The sequence below is a fragment of the Mucilaginibacter endophyticus genome, from assembly GCF_003351025.1.
GTDB lineage: Bacteria > Bacteroidota > Bacteroidia > Sphingobacteriales > Sphingobacteriaceae > Mucilaginibacter > Mucilaginibacter endophyticus.
Genome location: NZ_QPCG01000005.1, coordinates 594,794 through 611,877, shown reverse-complemented (window position 1 = coordinate 611,877; position 17,084 = coordinate 594,794). Strand labels below are relative to the sequence as shown.

Genomic DNA, 17,084 nt, shown 5'->3' with positions numbered 1-17,084 from the left:
ATCATGAATCTCATTCAATCTTCATTAAGGAAGCCAATAACGGTGATTGTCGTTGTAATTGGCGTAGTGCTGGCGGGGATAATTGCCGCCACAAAAATTAATATTGATATTTTTCCAAACATTAACCTGCCTACCATATATGTTTCCCAACCTTACGGAGGCATGTCGCCCCAGCAAATGGAGGGCTTTGTTTCTACCAATTATCAAAACTTATACCTATATGTAAGTGGTATCAAATCAATAGAAACCAATAACATAGAAGGTTTAAGCCTGCTCAAACTAAGTTTTTATGATGGAACAAACATGGCACAGGCGGCGGCCGAAGTTACCTCGCTTACCAACAGGGCTTTCGCCGAAATGCCTCCCGGAACCCCGCCGCCCATCATTATTCGCTTTGATGCCTCTACATTACCTGTGGGGCAGTTGACTATAAGCAGCTCGAAACGTAGTAACAACGAACTGCAGGATTTGGCCAGTTTATATGTCAGGCCCAACTTTTCTAAAATTGCAGGTCTAACCTCGCCACCACCTATTGGCGGTAATGCCAGAACCGTTGTTATTAATGTTGACCCAGACCTGATGCGCAGCCATGGTGTAACTGCCGACCAGATCACCGCGGCGATAAAGGATAACAACCATATCTCGCCGGCAGGAACCGTCAGCATTGGGCGTACCTCTTACCTAACACCTTCCAATACCGTATTGAACAAGGTTAAGGACTTTGAAAAAATTCCGCTACTTTATCAAAATGGAGCAACCATCTATCTGAAAGATGTGGCACGGGTGGTAGATGGGGCTGATATTACTACCGGCTTTGCCTACATTAATGGTAAAAGGGCAATTTACATCCCCGTGATTAAAGCTTCCAGCGCCTCCACCTGGTCGGTAGTGCAGGATTTGAAAAAGGCAATTCCAAACATGCAAAGCCTTTTGCCGTCAGATGTTTCGTTAAAGTTTGAGTTTGATGAGTCCGTTTACGTGATCAACGCGGTAAAAAGTCTTATCAGCGAAGGTGTTACAGGAGCCATCCTGGCGGGATTAATGGTATTGCTGTTTTTGCGCGATAAGAGAAGCGCCTTTATCGTAGTGGTGAATATCCCGCTTTCTGTAATTATAGGCACCCTGGTATTGAAGCTGTTTGGACAAACGCTGAACATCATGACACTGAGCGGTCTTGCATTGGCTATCGGTATCCTGGTAGATGAATCGACCGTGACGATTGAAAATATTCACAGGCATATGGAAATGGGCAAGAAAAAGGCTCGCGCCGTAGCCGACGCCTGTGAAGAGATAGCACTGCCAAAGCTCCTGATCCTGCTTAGCATCCTGGCGGTTTTTGTGCCTGCCTTTTTCATGACGGGTGTACCACAGGGCATGTTCCTACCCTTGTCATTAGCAGTAGGATTTTCCATGATAGCGGCATTTCTTTTATCACAAACGCTTGTGCCTGTATTGGCCAACTGGGTACTTAAAGTTCCGGAACATCATGAAGAAAAACCCCAAACAGCGGATAAGCCAAACCGGTTCGACCGGTTTAAGGCAGCCTGCGTGCAAATCGTAAAATGGATGATGAGCCGCAGCCGCGCAAGTGTTGCGCTTTACGTGGCCATTTCTTTCATCATAGTTGGCTTCAGCGTATCCATAATAGGTAAGGATATCCTGCCTAAGCTAAACAGCGGGCAATTCCAAGTCCGCATAAGGGCACCACAGGGAACCAGGCTTGAGCAAACCGAAAAAACGATGCTTGAAGCCCAGCAGGTATTATATCAAACTGTAGGTAAAAACAATGTCGATATTATATCTGCTTTTGCAGGGCAGCACCCTTCTTCGTTCCCAACTTTGCCGGTCATTTTGTTTATGAGTTCCTCCAACGAGATTGTTATGCAGGTTAACCTGAGCGACAATTACAAGGAAAACATACAGGATGTTAAGGAAAACCTACGGAAAGCGCTTCATAAAGCCATGCCGGACGTGACACTATCGTTCGAGCCGATTGATTTAACCAGCAAGATCATGAGCCAGGGTTCATCTACACCTGTCGAGATAGCTGTAATTGGCAAAGATATAGCCCAGGGACAGCAATATGCAGATACTCTGATAGCGCAGTTGAAACAGGTTCCTTTTCTGAGGGATGTGCAGCTGAAAGAGCAGCTGAAAAGCCCCGCGATCCATATCAATATCGACCGGGACAAAGTAACGCAGATGGGCCTTACCATGACACAGGTTAGTAATTGTATTACCCAGGCAACATCATCCAGCCGTTTTACTGATAAGATTTTATGGCTTGATCAAACCAATGCCAATTCCTATAACGTGCAGGTGGAGATACCGCAACCTGATATGGGCAGCCTTGACGACCTTGCCGAGGTTCCGATATTCAAGAACAGCGCAAGGCCTGTGCTTGGCGATGTTTGCACCTTTAACATGCAGCCAATAGTGGGCGAATATGACCGTAAAGGGGCTACACGTTACCTATCAATCATAGCCAATATTTACAATAAAGACCTCGGCTCCGCCTCGGCAGCTGTAAATAAGATCCTGAAAAACAGCAACACACCACCTCGCGGAATTTCGGTAGAGGTAAGGGGATTAACTATCCTGCTTGACCAGACGCTCGCCAGCCTGCAATCCGGTTTGTTGATTACTATTATCGTTTTACTGCTGATGCTGTCTGCAAATTACCAGTCGTTCCGCTTAGGCTTTACTGTTATTACAGCGATACCAGGCGTATTGGTTGGCTCCCTGCTCATTTTGCTTGCAACGGGGTCAAGCCTCAACCTCCAATCATACATGGGTATAATCATGTCTGTCGGGGTTTCTGTTTCCAATGCTATCCTCTTAATTTCAAACGCGGAAGAAATCAGAAAAAGCGGCAAAGACGCCATGGAATCAGCTATTGAAGCGATGGAATTAAGGCTCAGGCCAATCCTGATGACCACTATCGCGATGATTGCAGGGATGATCCCAATGGCTACCGGACTGGGTGAAGCCGGCGGACAGACAGCCCCTTTGGGCAGGGCTGTTATAGGCGGATTGATTGCATCAACGTTTGTTTCCCTGTTCATTTTACCGGTAATCTTTTACCTGGTGCAGCAAAAGTCAACCACCAACAGTGTTTCGCTCGATCCTGATGACCAGCTAAGTGTATACTTCGATCCTAAAAACTCATAAAAAAAGAAATCATGAAATCATATCAATATATCCTTTGCATGCTGGCCGGTAGCCTGCTTGCCTCATGCGGAAGTAATCAAAATAAACAACCCGTTCAATCCATACAAACAACCCCGGTTATCAGGCTTCGGGAAGGCGATCTGCATACCAGCATGAGCATTCCAGGTGTACTCCAACCTTATCAGGCTGTTGACCTTTATGCTAAGGTAAACGGGTTCATCAAAACGATGACCGTAGACATTGGCAGCCAGGTGCACAAGGGCCAGTTGCTCATCACACTTGAAGCACCGGAAATGATTGCCGCGCTTAAGCAATCACAAGAAGATCTTCATACCAAAGAAGCAATTTATCGCGGTAGTAAAGCCACCTATGACCGACTTTACAGAACAAGCCGGACCCCGGGTACCATATCACCCAATGACCTTGAACTGGCGCATGCCAAAATGAGCGCAGACAGTGCTTCCCTGCTCGCTGCCGGATCTGCCTACCAGTTAGCTGGCGATTTAAAGGACTACCTTGAAGTAAGGGCCCCGTTTGACGGTGTGATCAGCTCACGTAATGTGTATGCGGGAGCTTACGTTACCCCATCAGACAAGAGCTCCAATAAACCGATGCTCACCCTTCAGCAACAAACCAAATTACGGCTGGTTGTAGATGTACCGGAAGCAGCAACAGCTTATTTCACCGATAAGGATACCGTTCATTTTTCGGTAAAGACATTACCAGGGAAGCAATTTGCAGCTGTAGTGAACCGGAAATCGGGAAGTATGGATCAAACACTCAGGACAGAGCAGATGCAGATGGATATTGTTAACAATGACAGGCAGTTATTGCCGGGTATGTTTGCCCAGGTAAGCCTTCAACTCAACAACACACAAAAAACCTTTATTGTGCCTCAAAGCGCAGTGACACAAAACTCACAGCGGGTATTTGTAATAAAGGTTGTTAACAACAAAGCGCAATGGGTTGACGTGCAAAAGGGAAGAGAAACGGCCGACAGCCTCGAAGTTTATGGCAAGCTGCATACAGGCGATATATTGGTTACCAATGCAACCGATGAACTAAAAGAGGGTGCACCGATCAACGTAAAAAAATAAATACCAAATTCCCCATCATTAACCGTTGCTTCATGATGGTTTAAATAAAAAGGCTAATGCGATGTGCATTAGCCTTTTTATTTAGAGAAAGCTTTTCGATCCCTTCAGTAAATACCCTCCGCTTTAGGGTAATACGGCAGCCCGCTGATCTATTATAAAACGAATCCGCTCGTTGCGGTCAGGCCGTGCAACAGTTGAAATATATGAACTGCCAGGCACAAACTGATAATCGGATTTGAGCGGCTCTATGTCAGCATGCGAAATTTTAAGGGTTTCAACCGTATAAATTTCACCATTCATATTGGTGCCGTACCAGCTTGGCATTTGCTTTTGTTTCCATGTTACCAGGGTATAATATGCGCCAGGCAACTGCTTTGCCACAGGGTAGTTGGCTGCGCGCAGCGCAACGTCATTCCCGTAAAGCATTAGGATATTACCTTTTTTATTGTCGATCAATGAACAGATAGGCTTCTGGTTTTTAACCTCGTATAGATATTCGGGGGCCAGCACAGCATTCTTTTTTTGCTGACAGGCCCCGCATAGCAGCGCTACAGATAATGCGCATGAAATTACTTTCAACATGATCTTATATTTTAGTTTGCAGACTATTGATTTATTTGGTGGGAACATTAAAGACGAAATCGCTTTCAGGAGCCAGTAACCTATGGCAATTAATACAGGTCCTGTCAAAAATCGCGATTTTTCCGTATGGCTTCAGTCCGAACCCATCAAATTTGGCAAATCCCCAACCTTCGGTCGCCGCATATTTCCTGCTATCCTTTACCATAACCTGCACATTTTGAAAATTGCCCGGCCTTACCATGCCATCGCTGCTTTCCTGTTGCTTGCCCCAAACGGCTTTAACCATTACAGCCCCATCCGGGAAAGGCATTTTTTTTAATTTAATGGCATTGTACATCATATCATTGGCATATACTACACGCATACTTCCGCCATCATATTTATCTGTTACGCTAATGATCCTCCAATTTTTATAATCGGGATAATAAGAGACGCCATTTAGCGAAACGGGAATTTGCGACGGCTTTGCATCAGCCAGTTTTGAGGTAATAGTGTCCGGCTTCACAATTCTGGCTGTATCAACTTTATGTCTTCCGGGCAGGGTATTAACATACTTTTTAAGTATTGCAAGATCTGACGCTGATACTCGCGAACCGCTATGCAGCAGGCTATAACGGCTAAGCGGCATTTTCCCCTCCCCTATGGCATTAACCATTTCCCATAACAATAGTTCCTGTACAACAGGCGGGTTTTTGTCCCACTCAGAAAAATTAAAGCGTGACCGACCTTGCCTGATGTCATGGGCAACCAAAAAAGAGGCTGGCGCGATACGACCGTACCATGCCGGATCGGCAGCGTTAGAATGGCAATCATAGCAGGCCTGTTTTAAAATCCGGGTAACCTCTTCCGGGGCAGATATTTCCTTTGTCGCCGGAGGATTAACAATAGCCGGCGATGCAAACTGTAGTAAAACAAAACCAACTGCCAGCGCACTGATAATAAAAACAACTCTGCGGTTTGCTATAGGGTGTGTTTTTTTCATAACAATTTGTTTTTACTTAATATCACCGGCTTCCTTCCGCCGGTGGTATAAAATGCTGTATCACTTAAGCTAAAGTATAGGGGCCGCCAATGCGTGGGAAAGGGTATTCGTTGAATAGGCAAATGCAATCGTTAAATAATGGCCGGGAGCCGATACTTATTGATAACTGATCGAAACTCATTATTCAAAAGATATCAGAGGGAAATACGGCCTTTAAATCAGCCTCAGAAAATAGCCTCCATTATTTTCATCACATAAAAACGTGCTCAACGACACGTTTTGCCTGTTCACCGAACACAGTCAGCCAATTTTCTACGGCACCCCGGAATTTAACGACACGTACTGCCCGTTCATCGAATGTTGTCAAGAATGCAATCCCCGGCGGCTGAATTTTACAACGTCTTCGAAAAACAAAAGACATTCAATTTATGGAAACTACAAGACGTGAATTTCTTTCAACAGCATCATTAACAGCTATGGGCGCTGCCGTGCTTGCAACAGGACTTGGTACACTGATGCCTGAAAAGGCGAAAGCCGCGCTAAGCAAACCGGGGATAAAAGGACAAGCCAAAGCCGAAACCGAACTGGAAGATTTTGTTTATGATATAGAAAATGGCAGCACCGGTTATCAGGGAGCAGGTGGTTCGGCCAAAGAAGCAACTGTAGAAGAGTTTCCGGTTTCGCAAAGCATCGCCGGTGTTTCCATGTACCTTAAGCCGGGAGCTTTCCGCGAAATGCACTGGCACTCCATTGCTGCCGAGTGGGCTTATATATTGGACGGAGCGGTAAGGACAACCGTAATTACGCCCGACGGCACCACCTCAACCGATGATTTTGAAAAAGGGGATATTTGGTTTTTCCCCAAAGGCCACGGGCACATGCTGCAGTGCCTGGGCGATAAACCCTGCCATTTCCTGTTGGGTTTCGATAATGGTCATTTTTCGGAATTCGGCACTTTTAGCGTAACCGATTGGGTGAGCCATGTTTCGCCGGCTATCATGGCTAAAAACACAGGACTGCCAACCAGCTTTTTTGCAGCCCTGCCTAAAAAGGAGCTTTATATTGGCTTAGGAAAAATCGCGGTGAAACCCCGGCCAAAAAATATTAACCCTGCTATTCCGTTCAGCAACTCCATGCATAAATTCAGTATGGAAAAAGAAGGTGTTTTTCAGGAATTTAAAGGAGGTTCGGTAAAATTGGTTTCATCGCTGGAGTTCCCGATTCAAAATACCATTACATCTATGCGCATGAATATTGAACCCGGAGCCATACGCGAACTGCACTGGCACCCTAATGCCGATGAATGGCAATATGTAATGGAAGGAAAAGGAGAGTTAAGTATTTTTGGCTCGCATGGCCGGGTAAAAACCATGCCTTATCATAAAGGAATGGTTGGCTTTATTAAACAAGGGTACGGCCACTTCATTGAAAATACCGGAACTGAAACCCTGAAACTGATCATATTATTCAACAGCCCCGTTTACCAGGAAATTTCCCTGAACGATTGGTTAAACTCAAACCCGCCCCAATTAATTGCCGATCATTTTGGCATGACACTGGAACAAGCGGCATCGCTCGTCAACCACCAGAATGGTATTTATTAAGCCTATTTAATTATAAGAATCATGAATTTATTACAGCCAGAACATATCCTGCTTATCGTATTCGCCATGTTGCTATTATTTGGCGGGAAGAAAGTGCCGGAGTTAATGAAAGGCCTTGGCACAGGGATTAAAGAATTTAAAGACGCACAAAACGGGATCTCAACAGAATCCAAAATTGTAGCAGAAAAAGCAAGAGATGGGCATGAAAGTGTTTAAACCCATCACCCGGAAAAGCGGCAAAAAATGGGCATAAGTCCGCTTTTCCATTTGCCTTACACATTTAACTAACTATTCATAAACTCAGTAGGGTTTTTCCCGTACTGCTTTTTAAATTCTTTACTAAAATATTTCCTATCGCTAAAACCAACCATATAGGCCACTTCATTAACGGTATAGCGTTTGGTATTGAGCAAGATCCCCGCATGGTTCATCTTAACAGATTTAATAAAGTCATTGACCGACAAACCGGTGAGCGCATCCAGCTTTTTATATAATACGGGCTGGCTCATACCTATCTCGCTGGCCAGTTCAGGAACCCCGAACGCCAAATTATCAAGCTCATGCTCAATGATCCGGACCAGCTTATTGATAAACTCATTATCTATGGTATCAACCAAAGCTTTTGTTGCCTGGATATTTTTTTCGGCACCGGCATTCCAAACAGGATCAGGTGTAGCGGTGATCTGCCATTTGAATGCTTTCCGGATCCTCTCGCTTGCGTTTAGCAGGTTGTTAACCTGCAGCAGCAGCACTTCAATACTGAAAGGTTTGGTCAGATAAACGTCGGCGCCCATTTTAAGGCCCTCAATATGGTTTATCCCCGATGCCTTGGCAGTTAACAGGATAACCGGGATATGATTAGTCCTTTCATCTTCCTTAATGTGATGACATAAGGTAAAGCCATCCATCTCCGGCATCATTACATCGCTTATAACAAGATCCGGGATCTGCTCCCTGGCAGCCTCCCAGCCTTTCACACCATTTTCGTAGCTGATCACCTCATAGTGCTGCCGCAAAAATTCAACAATAAATGAACGCACCTCTGGGTTATCCTCAACAAGTAAGATAGTTTGCTTCTTATCTTTTGAAGATTTAGGCAAATCAACCAATTCAGCCGCGGGCGCAACTGAACCATCACCCAACGCAGGTCGTTGTATCTTCAGAAAATCATTGACGGATGTTCTCTGTAAATCGGACGGTTTAAAATGACCCGCTCCTTTACGCAGGCTAACCACAAACGAGGTCCTGTTACCTGAAGGGGCTATCTTACTTTCTACAGAGATAGAACCTTTATGCAGTTCAATAATGCTCTTTGACAATGCAAGCCCGATGCCATAACCTGTGTTTTGTTTACCCTGGTCGTTTTCCTGGAAATAGTTTTCAAATAAATTCTTCAGGTTTTCGGGGGCAATTCCTTTACCGTTATCGGCCACGGTAATGGTAACATTGTCTTTTCCTTCCTCTACCAGGATATTAATATAACCGCCGCCGCCGGTAAACTTGAACGCGTTGTGCAGCAAGTTGAAAAACACTTTTTCCAATTGTATCTTATCAAAATAAAGCGGAATAGTATCGGCGGAGGCAATCAAATCAATGGTGATATTGGCTGATACCGCATGGTCATAAAAAGAGTTATAAATTTCTGAGATGGTAGCTACAATATTATGCTCCGCGATATGCAGTTTCAGGTTTCCCGTTTCGGCTTTTCTGAAATCCATCAGTTCATTCACCAATTGCAGCAGACTGTCTGAGTTTTTCTTAATGATATGCAGCTGCCGGGTTTGCGCGCCGCCCTTATCCTCGAGGATCAGCTTTTCGACAGGGCCAAATATCAGGGACAGATGCGTGCGGATTTCGTGCGAAATATTGGTAAAAAAATTAAGCTTTAGGTGGGTGAGCTCTTTATCCCGCCGTAACAGGGCCCTTAAGATGATGAAACGTACCAATAAAAAAACGATACTCCCGATAAAAAGCAGGTACAAACCATAAGCCCAGATGGTTTCCCAAAAGGGAGGCAACACTTTAATATGTAATACAACCGCCTTGCCCCAAACGCCGTCATTATTTGAGCCCTTTGCAAAAAAGGTATAGCTTCCCGGCGAGAGGTTAGTATATGGCGCCGATGGGATATCGGTATGCACCCAATCTTTATCAAAGGGCTCCAGTTTGTATGCATACCTGTTTTTATCAGACTTGATGTAATTAAGCGCTGCAAAATCAATGGTAAAAACATTCTGGGCATGTGAAAAAACCACATTTTGCGTAAGGCTGATATCTTTTGAAAGCAGGTTATCCGGTTGGTTGATCCCTACCGTTTTGTTAAATAGCTTTAATGAGGTAATAATTACCGCCGGAGGTATCGTGTTATCCTCAATTTTTGAAGGGAAGAAGCTACTTAAGCCGTTAAGCCCGCCAAAAAGCATTTCGCCATCACTTGTTTTACAACCTGAGTTGATGTTAAAGGTATTTCCACCCAAGCCATCGTTTTTACTGTAGTTTTTAAAGGTTTGCGAGGCGATGGAAAATTTGGATAAACCGTTACCTGTGCCCATCCACAGGTTGTTTTTTTCATCCTCCAAAATGCTGAGTACATTGTTATTGGTTAGCCCTTCCCTTTCAGTATATGCTGTAAATTTTTCGCGAGCGGCATCATACAGGGTGAGCCCGCCATAATAAGATCCCACCCAGATCCTTCTTTTGGTATCCTGGTAAATACAGTTAATATCGGTCGACTTGAGGCCCTGCTCCTTTTTGTAAACCGTTATTTTATTGTGCCCAGAATCGGTTTTATATAAGCCGCTTGCAGTGGCAATCCAGATGTTCAGATCTTTATCCTCTAAAAAAGCCAATACCGATTTTTTGCCAATTTTGCTGATCACAGGTAAATCAACACGTTGCAACGAAGCATTACTTTGACGAAAAATAAGCAACCCGTTTTGTGTACCCACCCAGAGATTGCCTTTTGAATCGTGCAGGAGGCTGAGCACTTCTGAGCCAAGCGTCACCGGATCATTTTCCTTATAAAGGAAACGTTTAAAGCTATGGCTTGCCGGGTTAAACATATTTAAACCGCCGCCATGGGTGCCTACCCATACATTCTTATCCTTATCAATGTACACCACTTTCACCAGGTCCGATCCAAGCGATGTGGGGTCATTTATCTTATTTTGATACGTGGTAACGATGTCTGCCTTACGGTCAAAATAGTTCAGGCCGCCCCCTTCTGTGCCAATCCACAGGTTATGCCTGTCATCCTCGGCAACCGCGCTTACCACATTATTGTTAATGGCCGAATGATAATGAGCAGTTTGATAAGTTAAGAAGGTTGTGTTAGGGTTGGATACCATGTTGATACCTCCCCAATAAGTGCCAATCCAAACCGTGTTTGAATTATCGATAAAAACACTGTAGATAGAGTTTTGACTTAAACTGTTCTTATCCTCCGGATCATGCCTGTAGGTTACGAATTGCCTGGTCAGAGGATCTAAAATATTGAGCCCGCTTTGCGTACCTATCCAGATCTTCCCCGATTTTTCGGGCTGAAGGATCCTGATATTATTATTAGATGGGCCCTTAGTGCCATTGTTAGCAAAAAAATGAGTAAAAGTTTCTGAATTGCTGTTGTAAAGGTTTATGCCGCCATGCAGTGTACCTATCCATAAGTTATTCGCGGCATCTTCGGTAATGGTAGTTACGTAATTATCGCTTAAACTATTCGGTAACTTATCATTATGCTTATACATTTTATAGGTGTACCGGCCCCTAAACTCTTCCATTTTACTAAGCCCGGCAGACGAACCCATCCAATAATTACCGCTATGGTCCTGGTATATGGTATGCACATTGGTACCATATAAACCGGCAACCGAATCAGGCACTGAGATAGAGCTAAACTCGCCCGCCGGCTTTGAAAAACGATACAGCCCATCAGACGACCATACCCACATATTTTTGTGTTTATCCTCGTAAACCGCACTTATAATTTCAGGGCCGGCAACGTGCCGGTTTAGCTTAACCCGTTCAAAACTATCAGTTTCAGGGTTATACTTGTTTAAACCATTGCGTGTGCCCACCCAAAGCTCCCTGCGCGAATCGACAACGAGCGATGTAATATAATCGGACGAAATACTTAACCGGTCGGCAGGGTCATTTTTATAGATCTTAAAGCCCCTGGTATTGTATTTATTAAGCCCATGCTGTGTACCATACCACATAAAGCCGCGGCTATCCTGAACTATAGCTAAAACAGAATTTTGAGATAAGCCATTATCTACCGTCAGGTTTTCAAATGCTACGCGCTGACCAAAAGCAGATAATGAAATAAATATGCAAAACAGGAATGTGGTTATAATTAGTTTCATCTCGCCGCCCGGAAAATAAAACTAATTAAATTTATCTTACTTACCCAACACCTATGCATTTATCATCGGGGCCCATTTGAAATATATGACTGATATAAACTTTCAGGGAAACCCGGCACCAATGCCTTAAGCTTTTCTGGCAGGTACATCCACGGAAAAGATTTACTTTTTGGAGATGTTTTTGGGCGATTAGATTTCGCTTTGGCTGAGCTTTTTACGTTGGTCAGATTATCTAAGCCGATAATATTGCCGGCAAATACATTATTGTTAAAATAAACCTTACTGTACTGCTTTGGCGATTTTGTAAAGACACCATAGTTTTTACCGGCAAATAAAAAATAATTATCATCAAAACTCACATGATCGGGGATGCCGTTTTCAATATCCATAACCTCGGTTGTGTATTTCGGGCCATCGTTATAAAAGATATTTCCTTTTACTACAGTGCTATCAGTAACCCCGGCAAAATTAAAAAGCCGTTTACGGTTCAATCCGTCATTTACACTTAAGTTATAACGGATGATATTGCCGGTTGTCATTACGTTATCCTTATTGATAAGATCAGATATCACCAGCATGAACCCGCCCTCGTTGTCATGACTATAATTGTACTGGATGGTGGTATTCCTGCTGTTGCCGTCGATGTCAAAAGACTGCCCGTCATTGGCCCAGTTATCATTTTGCGTGTAGGCTACTTCGTTGTATTGGATAACCGTATTATCGCTACTGTGCGGCCAAATGGCCACGGCGTTATCCTTTGCCCTGGTGCGGGTATGAAACAGCTTGTTATGTTCAACCATGGCGGTATCAAAAGCTTTAACTACAATGCCATCGCCGCCAATATCGTCAAGCAGGCAATTGCGGATCACCAGGTATTTGTTCGGGAACCATTTTGTCCTGACAGAGAACGTACCGTTACCACGAATACCGTTGCGGTCAACCCGCTCCACTTTACAATTCTCTATCAGTAAATGTTCAATATTGCTCGGCTTTGGTCCCTGGCAATCCCAAAAAATGCCATAGCCTTCGGCCGATCCCTTTTTATTATCGCCGTTAATATCATGAATGTATAAATTGGCAAGCCTGATATTATGTAAAGTGCCTATATCTTCGGCTAATACCCGTACCCCTGTAGGCCCTGTTTTTTGAAAGGGAGCTGTGCTGTCAAAATTTGATAATGCCAGGTATTCCACCACAATGTTTTGCAGGTTCTTTAACAAAACGGCGTCTTTAAAGTGACCGTTTGCCTTAATCTCGGGCAAGGCCCCCGCGCCGAAAGCGCCGAAAACAACCGGAGCTTTTACCGTGCCCGATCCCGTTGGTGTTAATTGCCCTTCCCATATACCACCCTTTTTGAATAAGATACTGTCACCGGCTTCAAAAACCTGTTTGTTTACCCTGTTCAACGAGCGCCAGGCCTTACCGATACTACGGCCATCAAAGGTATCATCACCTTTTTTATCATCGATATAATAAGTACCGCCAAAAACTTTTAATACAGCGCTGCTACATAAAAACAGCATTAGTAATTTCTTCATACAATTTATTTATATACAATGGCTTAATTCTCCAGTGTCCATTCGCAGGAATCTTCCAGCAAACGCCCGTCAACATTACTGCTTACTTCAATTTTATTTTTCCCCTTTTGCAGGGTAACATTATCCCATATCGTGGTGTGAAAACCATTGGCCTTACCGCCTTTTATGGCAACACCGTTCAGCATCAGTTTCACATTTGGTTTGGTGCTGTATACTTTCACAGCGGTTGTCTGCTGATGCCGGACGGTATTCCTCCGGTCGGTAATATATAACATAGGCCCGGTATTCCAGTTAGCTTTGTAAAAGTAGAAGGCATCCTTTTTAACCGCCCTGTTGTAGGTTACCAAGCCTTTATCATTGATACCATCGGCATCGCCTTCGGTACGGATAGACGAGCCAAAATCGGCCAGTGCCCACACAAATTTGCCCCATACGAAGGGCCGTTTATAAAGCTCCTGCCAGTTGACTTCATGATAACGGGTTTGCCATTCTTCGGGGTGAAATTTTCCATCGGCGTCTGGCTTGTTATCATTTTCGGCGTGTTTAAACGGACTGCCACCTGCTCCGTATTCGCTTACGGCAAATGGTTTCTGCGGATAGTCATGATGTGTTTTATCTGCCCATACGCCAATCTGCTTAAACTCGCCATCGTACCATCCGTAGTATTTGTTCCAGGCAATAATGTCTGATACCTGGTTAAACTGGCCGCCATCTAAAAAGGTAGCGGCAGTAGTTAAACGGGTAGGGTCTTCCTGCTTAGCCAATTCATTCAACTGCTTTAAAAATGGCACAGGATCATCATGATCAAGCTTTAACTCGTTGAATAAACCCCAGAAACAAATAGCAGGGTGATTATAATTTTGGCGGATCATTTCTGTTAACACCTGCCTCGCCTGACTTTCCAAAGCCGGATTTTTTAAATAACCTGCACCTGTGTATCCTCCCGGACCAACAAAAGGAATCTCCGACCATACCACCATGCCATTTCTGTCGCAGAGATCATATAAATATTTACCGTGTGGATAGTGAGTTAAGCGGATAGCCGTAGCTCCTATCTCTTTAATCAACTCCATGTCTTTATTCAGATCTGCACTGTCAACGGCTGAAGCTTTACCCTCAACATCTTCATGAAAGCCAACGCCATGTAAATCGAGATATTTACCGTTTAAGATAAATCCTTTACCCGCGTCAACCCGGTAAGTCCTGAACCCTAAAGGCTGGGTAACCTGGTCTATGACTCCTTCATTGCTCATCAGGCTTACATGCACAGTATATAAATAAGGATCGGCTTTACCGTTCCATAACTGAGGCTGCTTTAAATTTACAGTTTGGTTGCATTGTTGCTTGTTGCTAATGCTGCTTGTGGCAGATGCAACGATATTGTTGCCGGCATCCAAGATATCAGTCCTAAGCTTTAAACCCGCTATGTTATGTACCGATAATTTGGTTGTGATATTTACTTCGGCTGTTTTATCAGATAAAATTTTCGGCGTCAGGTACACCCCAGGCGAAGCATAATCTAATGGAGAAATACAATCTTTAGATGTTACCAGCAGAGATACCGGCCGGTGAATACCTCCGTATACGTTAAAATCGCCACAGAGCGGTAACACATCCGTTCTGTAAGCATTGCTTACCTGTACTTCAATATTGTTAGTCTCACCCGGTTTAACCCAGTTAGTTATCTCTATACAAAAAGCCGTATAGCCCCCCTTGTGTTCCGTAATAAAATGCCGGTTTATTAAAACTGAAGCCACGCTGTTTGCCCCTTCAAAATACAGGAACAGCCTTTTGTTTTTCCAGCTTTCCCTTACTAAAAAGTTTTTTTCATAAATACCGGCTTCCCTTGCATAATTGGCCTTGCCTTTTAGTACATCACCGGCATTCCAGGTATGGGGCAGGGTTACGTTGATCTTTTCAGGCTGTTTCCGGATATCATAAGCAAAGTGAAATTTCCAGTCGCTGTTGAAATTGACCACCTGCCGGCCATTGATGTCACCGATCTGAGCAAATGAATAATTTGTACAGATCAGCAACAGTAAAAAAAGATATAAATATTTTGATAGTAGTTTATTCATAAAGCACAAGGAGGTAAACCGGCCCGGCGAGGGCCGGTTAATTTTGCGGTTCAGGCCTGATAATTTTTTTGATTATGGATTTAAGACAATGAAAGCTTTCTCATTTAATGTTATTCGAATCCCGGTGTCAGGGCATAAAATCGCTTTTAAATAAGCCTACAGATACAAGCGTTGGGTTAAAGCGTGACGACTCAATTACCAGCCTTACTTTACCGGCAGTAACCGGATTGAAGTTTAACAAGCGTTTGTAACCTACAGTGGTGCCGGATGTAATCTCTGTCCATTTATCATCCTGAAGGTATTGCAGCGAGAACTTCTCTATCCGCTGGCCCTTGGTAATATCTTCCTGCAATTGCAGCACATTAAAAGATACCGGAACAGCCGAATCAAATTCAATTACAGCGGTAGAATCTGTGCCCTTGGTTGTCCAAAAAGACGAGCCCTGCCCGTTCACGAGCGCATTATTATTGATACCGTTTTGGCAACCAACCGTAAACCCTTTCAACAGGTTGTTTTTGAAAAGCGATTCGCGTAATTGCGTCCAATCTTTAAGCTCTTTTACATCACTATCGCTTATGAGGCCACGGGTATCAGGAGGAATGTTTAGCAACAATAAACTGTTACGGCCAACCGAAGTAAAATAGATATTCAGAAGTTCTTTACCGGTTTTAACCTTTACGTCTTCTGCCGGGTGATAAAACCATCCTGGTCTGATGGATACATCGGTTTCGGCAGGGTACCAAACCAATCCTTTCGCCCCTTTCAGCCTGTCGCGACTGCCGAGGTCCTCACCCGCTTTATAAACCACAGGCTTTACCATTACATCTTTTTGTGACGCGTCGGCTATTTTCTTTTGTTGTTGCTCATCAACCGGCAATACACTCCATTCGGTTAACCTGCCTTTGCCTGTTTCGGTACCAACCCAGCGCACGTCAGGGCCTTGTATGGCAATTACCGCTTGCGGTTGCAATTTGCGGATCAGTTTATACCAGCTATTGAAGTCATAAACCTGTTTTTTACCATTCGGGCCTTCACCGTTTGCGCCGTCAAACCAAACCTCATCTACCTTGCCATAATTGTTAAGTAACTCTGTCAGTTGGTTTTCAAAATAGGTATTGTATTTAACCGAATCGCCATAGTACGCCGAGTTTCTATCCCATGGCGATAAATAAACCCCGAAGCCGACGCCATACTTTTTGCAGGCATTCGCTACCTCCTTAACAATATCACCTTTGCCGTTTTTATACGGCGTGTTTTTAATACTATGCTCAGTAAAGCGGCTTGGCCACAGACAAAAACCATCGTGATGCTTAGCTGTAATGATCACCTGTTTTATACCTGCGTCCTTAACGGTTTTAACCCATTGTTCAGCGTTGAGTTCTGTCGGGTTAAATTTCGAGATGTCTTCTTTTCCATCGCCCCACTCCTTGTTGGTAAACGTGTTAATGCCGAAATGAAAAAACGCGGTAAGTTCCAATTGCTGCCACCTCAATTGCCTTGGAGATGGCGTTACACGGGCAGCTTTATAAATAATATCCGCCTCTTTATCGCCGGGTGATATAGTTGTAAAGCTGCCGTTTTGCGCATGGGCAGCACCGGCCAGCAGTAATAATGGAAAAATTAGCTTGTTAAAAAATGACATATAATAATGATCAAATTGCTTTAAAGCGG

Annotated in this window: 10 protein-coding genes; 4 read left to right on the top strand and 6 right to left on the bottom strand. The window is 44.0% G+C overall.

All coding sequences use genetic code 11. From position 1 onward, the window contains the following. Nucleotides 1-3 precede the first annotated feature (3 nt). Entirely contained in the window at nucleotides 4-3,171 is a 3,168-nt protein-coding gene (locus DUL71_RS22660; RefSeq protein WP_114940166.1) for an efflux RND transporter permease subunit, read from the top strand. Nucleotides 3,172-3,182: 11 nt separating this feature from the next. Then, complete coding sequence (locus tag DUL71_RS22655; protein ID WP_114940165.1) at nucleotides 3,183-4,268, top strand: efflux RND transporter periplasmic adaptor subunit; 1,086 nt, start codon at nucleotides 3,183-3,185, stop codon at nucleotides 4,266-4,268. Between the two features lie 123 nt (nucleotides 4,269-4,391). Here the strand turns inward: DUL71_RS22655 and DUL71_RS22650 are convergent, their stop codons facing one another. Both DUL71_RS22650 and DUL71_RS22645 read right to left on the bottom strand, forming a co-directional pair. Then, on the bottom strand, nucleotides 4,392-4,850 hold the full coding sequence (locus tag DUL71_RS22650) for a hypothetical protein (protein WP_114940164.1): 459 nt from the start codon (nucleotides 4,848-4,850) through the stop codon (nucleotides 4,392-4,394). Nucleotides 4,851-4,881: 31 nt separating this feature from the next. Beyond that, nucleotides 4,882-5,832, bottom strand: coding sequence for a heme-binding domain-containing protein (locus DUL71_RS22645; protein ID WP_114940163.1), 951 nt, complete (start codon nucleotides 5,830-5,832; stop codon nucleotides 4,882-4,884). 428 nt (nucleotides 5,833-6,260) lie between these two features. Between DUL71_RS22645 and DUL71_RS22640 the strand changes: the two genes are divergently transcribed. Together DUL71_RS22640 and DUL71_RS22635 are read left to right on the top strand one after the other, a co-directional pair. After that, nucleotides 6,261-7,436: a cupin domain-containing protein gene (locus DUL71_RS22640; RefSeq protein WP_114940162.1), complete on the top strand. Its 1,176-nt coding sequence runs from the start codon at nucleotides 6,261-6,263 to the stop codon at nucleotides 7,434-7,436. Nucleotides 7,437-7,457: 21 nt separating this feature from the next. After that, nucleotides 7,458-7,652, top strand: a complete 195-nt coding sequence (locus DUL71_RS22635) for a Sec-independent protein translocase subunit TatA/TatB (RefSeq protein ID WP_114940161.1) — start codon at nucleotides 7,458-7,460, stop codon at nucleotides 7,650-7,652. A gap of 68 nt (nucleotides 7,653-7,720) precedes the next feature. Here the strand turns inward: DUL71_RS22635 and DUL71_RS22630 are convergent, their stop codons facing one another. The 4 genes from DUL71_RS22630 to DUL71_RS22615 all read right to left on the bottom strand — a co-directional run bounded on the left by DUL71_RS22630 (nucleotide 7,721) and on the right by DUL71_RS22615 (nucleotide 17,055). Then, entirely contained in the window at nucleotides 7,721-11,797 is a 4,077-nt protein-coding gene (locus tag DUL71_RS22630; RefSeq protein WP_114940160.1) for a hybrid sensor histidine kinase/response regulator transcription factor, read from the bottom strand. 62 nt (nucleotides 11,798-11,859) lie between these two features. Next, a complete protein-coding gene (locus DUL71_RS22625; RefSeq protein ID WP_154402457.1) occupies nucleotides 11,860-13,335 on the bottom strand; it encodes a right-handed parallel beta-helix repeat-containing protein in 1,476 nt (491 codons plus the stop codon). A gap of 23 nt (nucleotides 13,336-13,358) precedes the next feature. Continuing rightward, nucleotides 13,359-15,413 (bottom strand): glycoside hydrolase family 2 protein, encoded by a 2,055-nt coding sequence (locus DUL71_RS22620; protein WP_114940158.1) that lies wholly within the window; start codon nucleotides 15,411-15,413, stop codon nucleotides 13,359-13,361. Nucleotides 15,414-15,540: 127 nt separating this feature from the next. Then, nucleotides 15,541-17,055 carry an alpha-L-fucosidase gene (locus tag DUL71_RS22615; RefSeq protein WP_114940157.1) on the bottom strand — a complete coding sequence of 505 codons (1,515 nt, stop codon included), beginning with the start codon at nucleotides 17,053-17,055 and terminating at the stop codon, nucleotides 15,541-15,543. Nucleotides 17,056-17,084 lie beyond the last annotated feature (29 nt).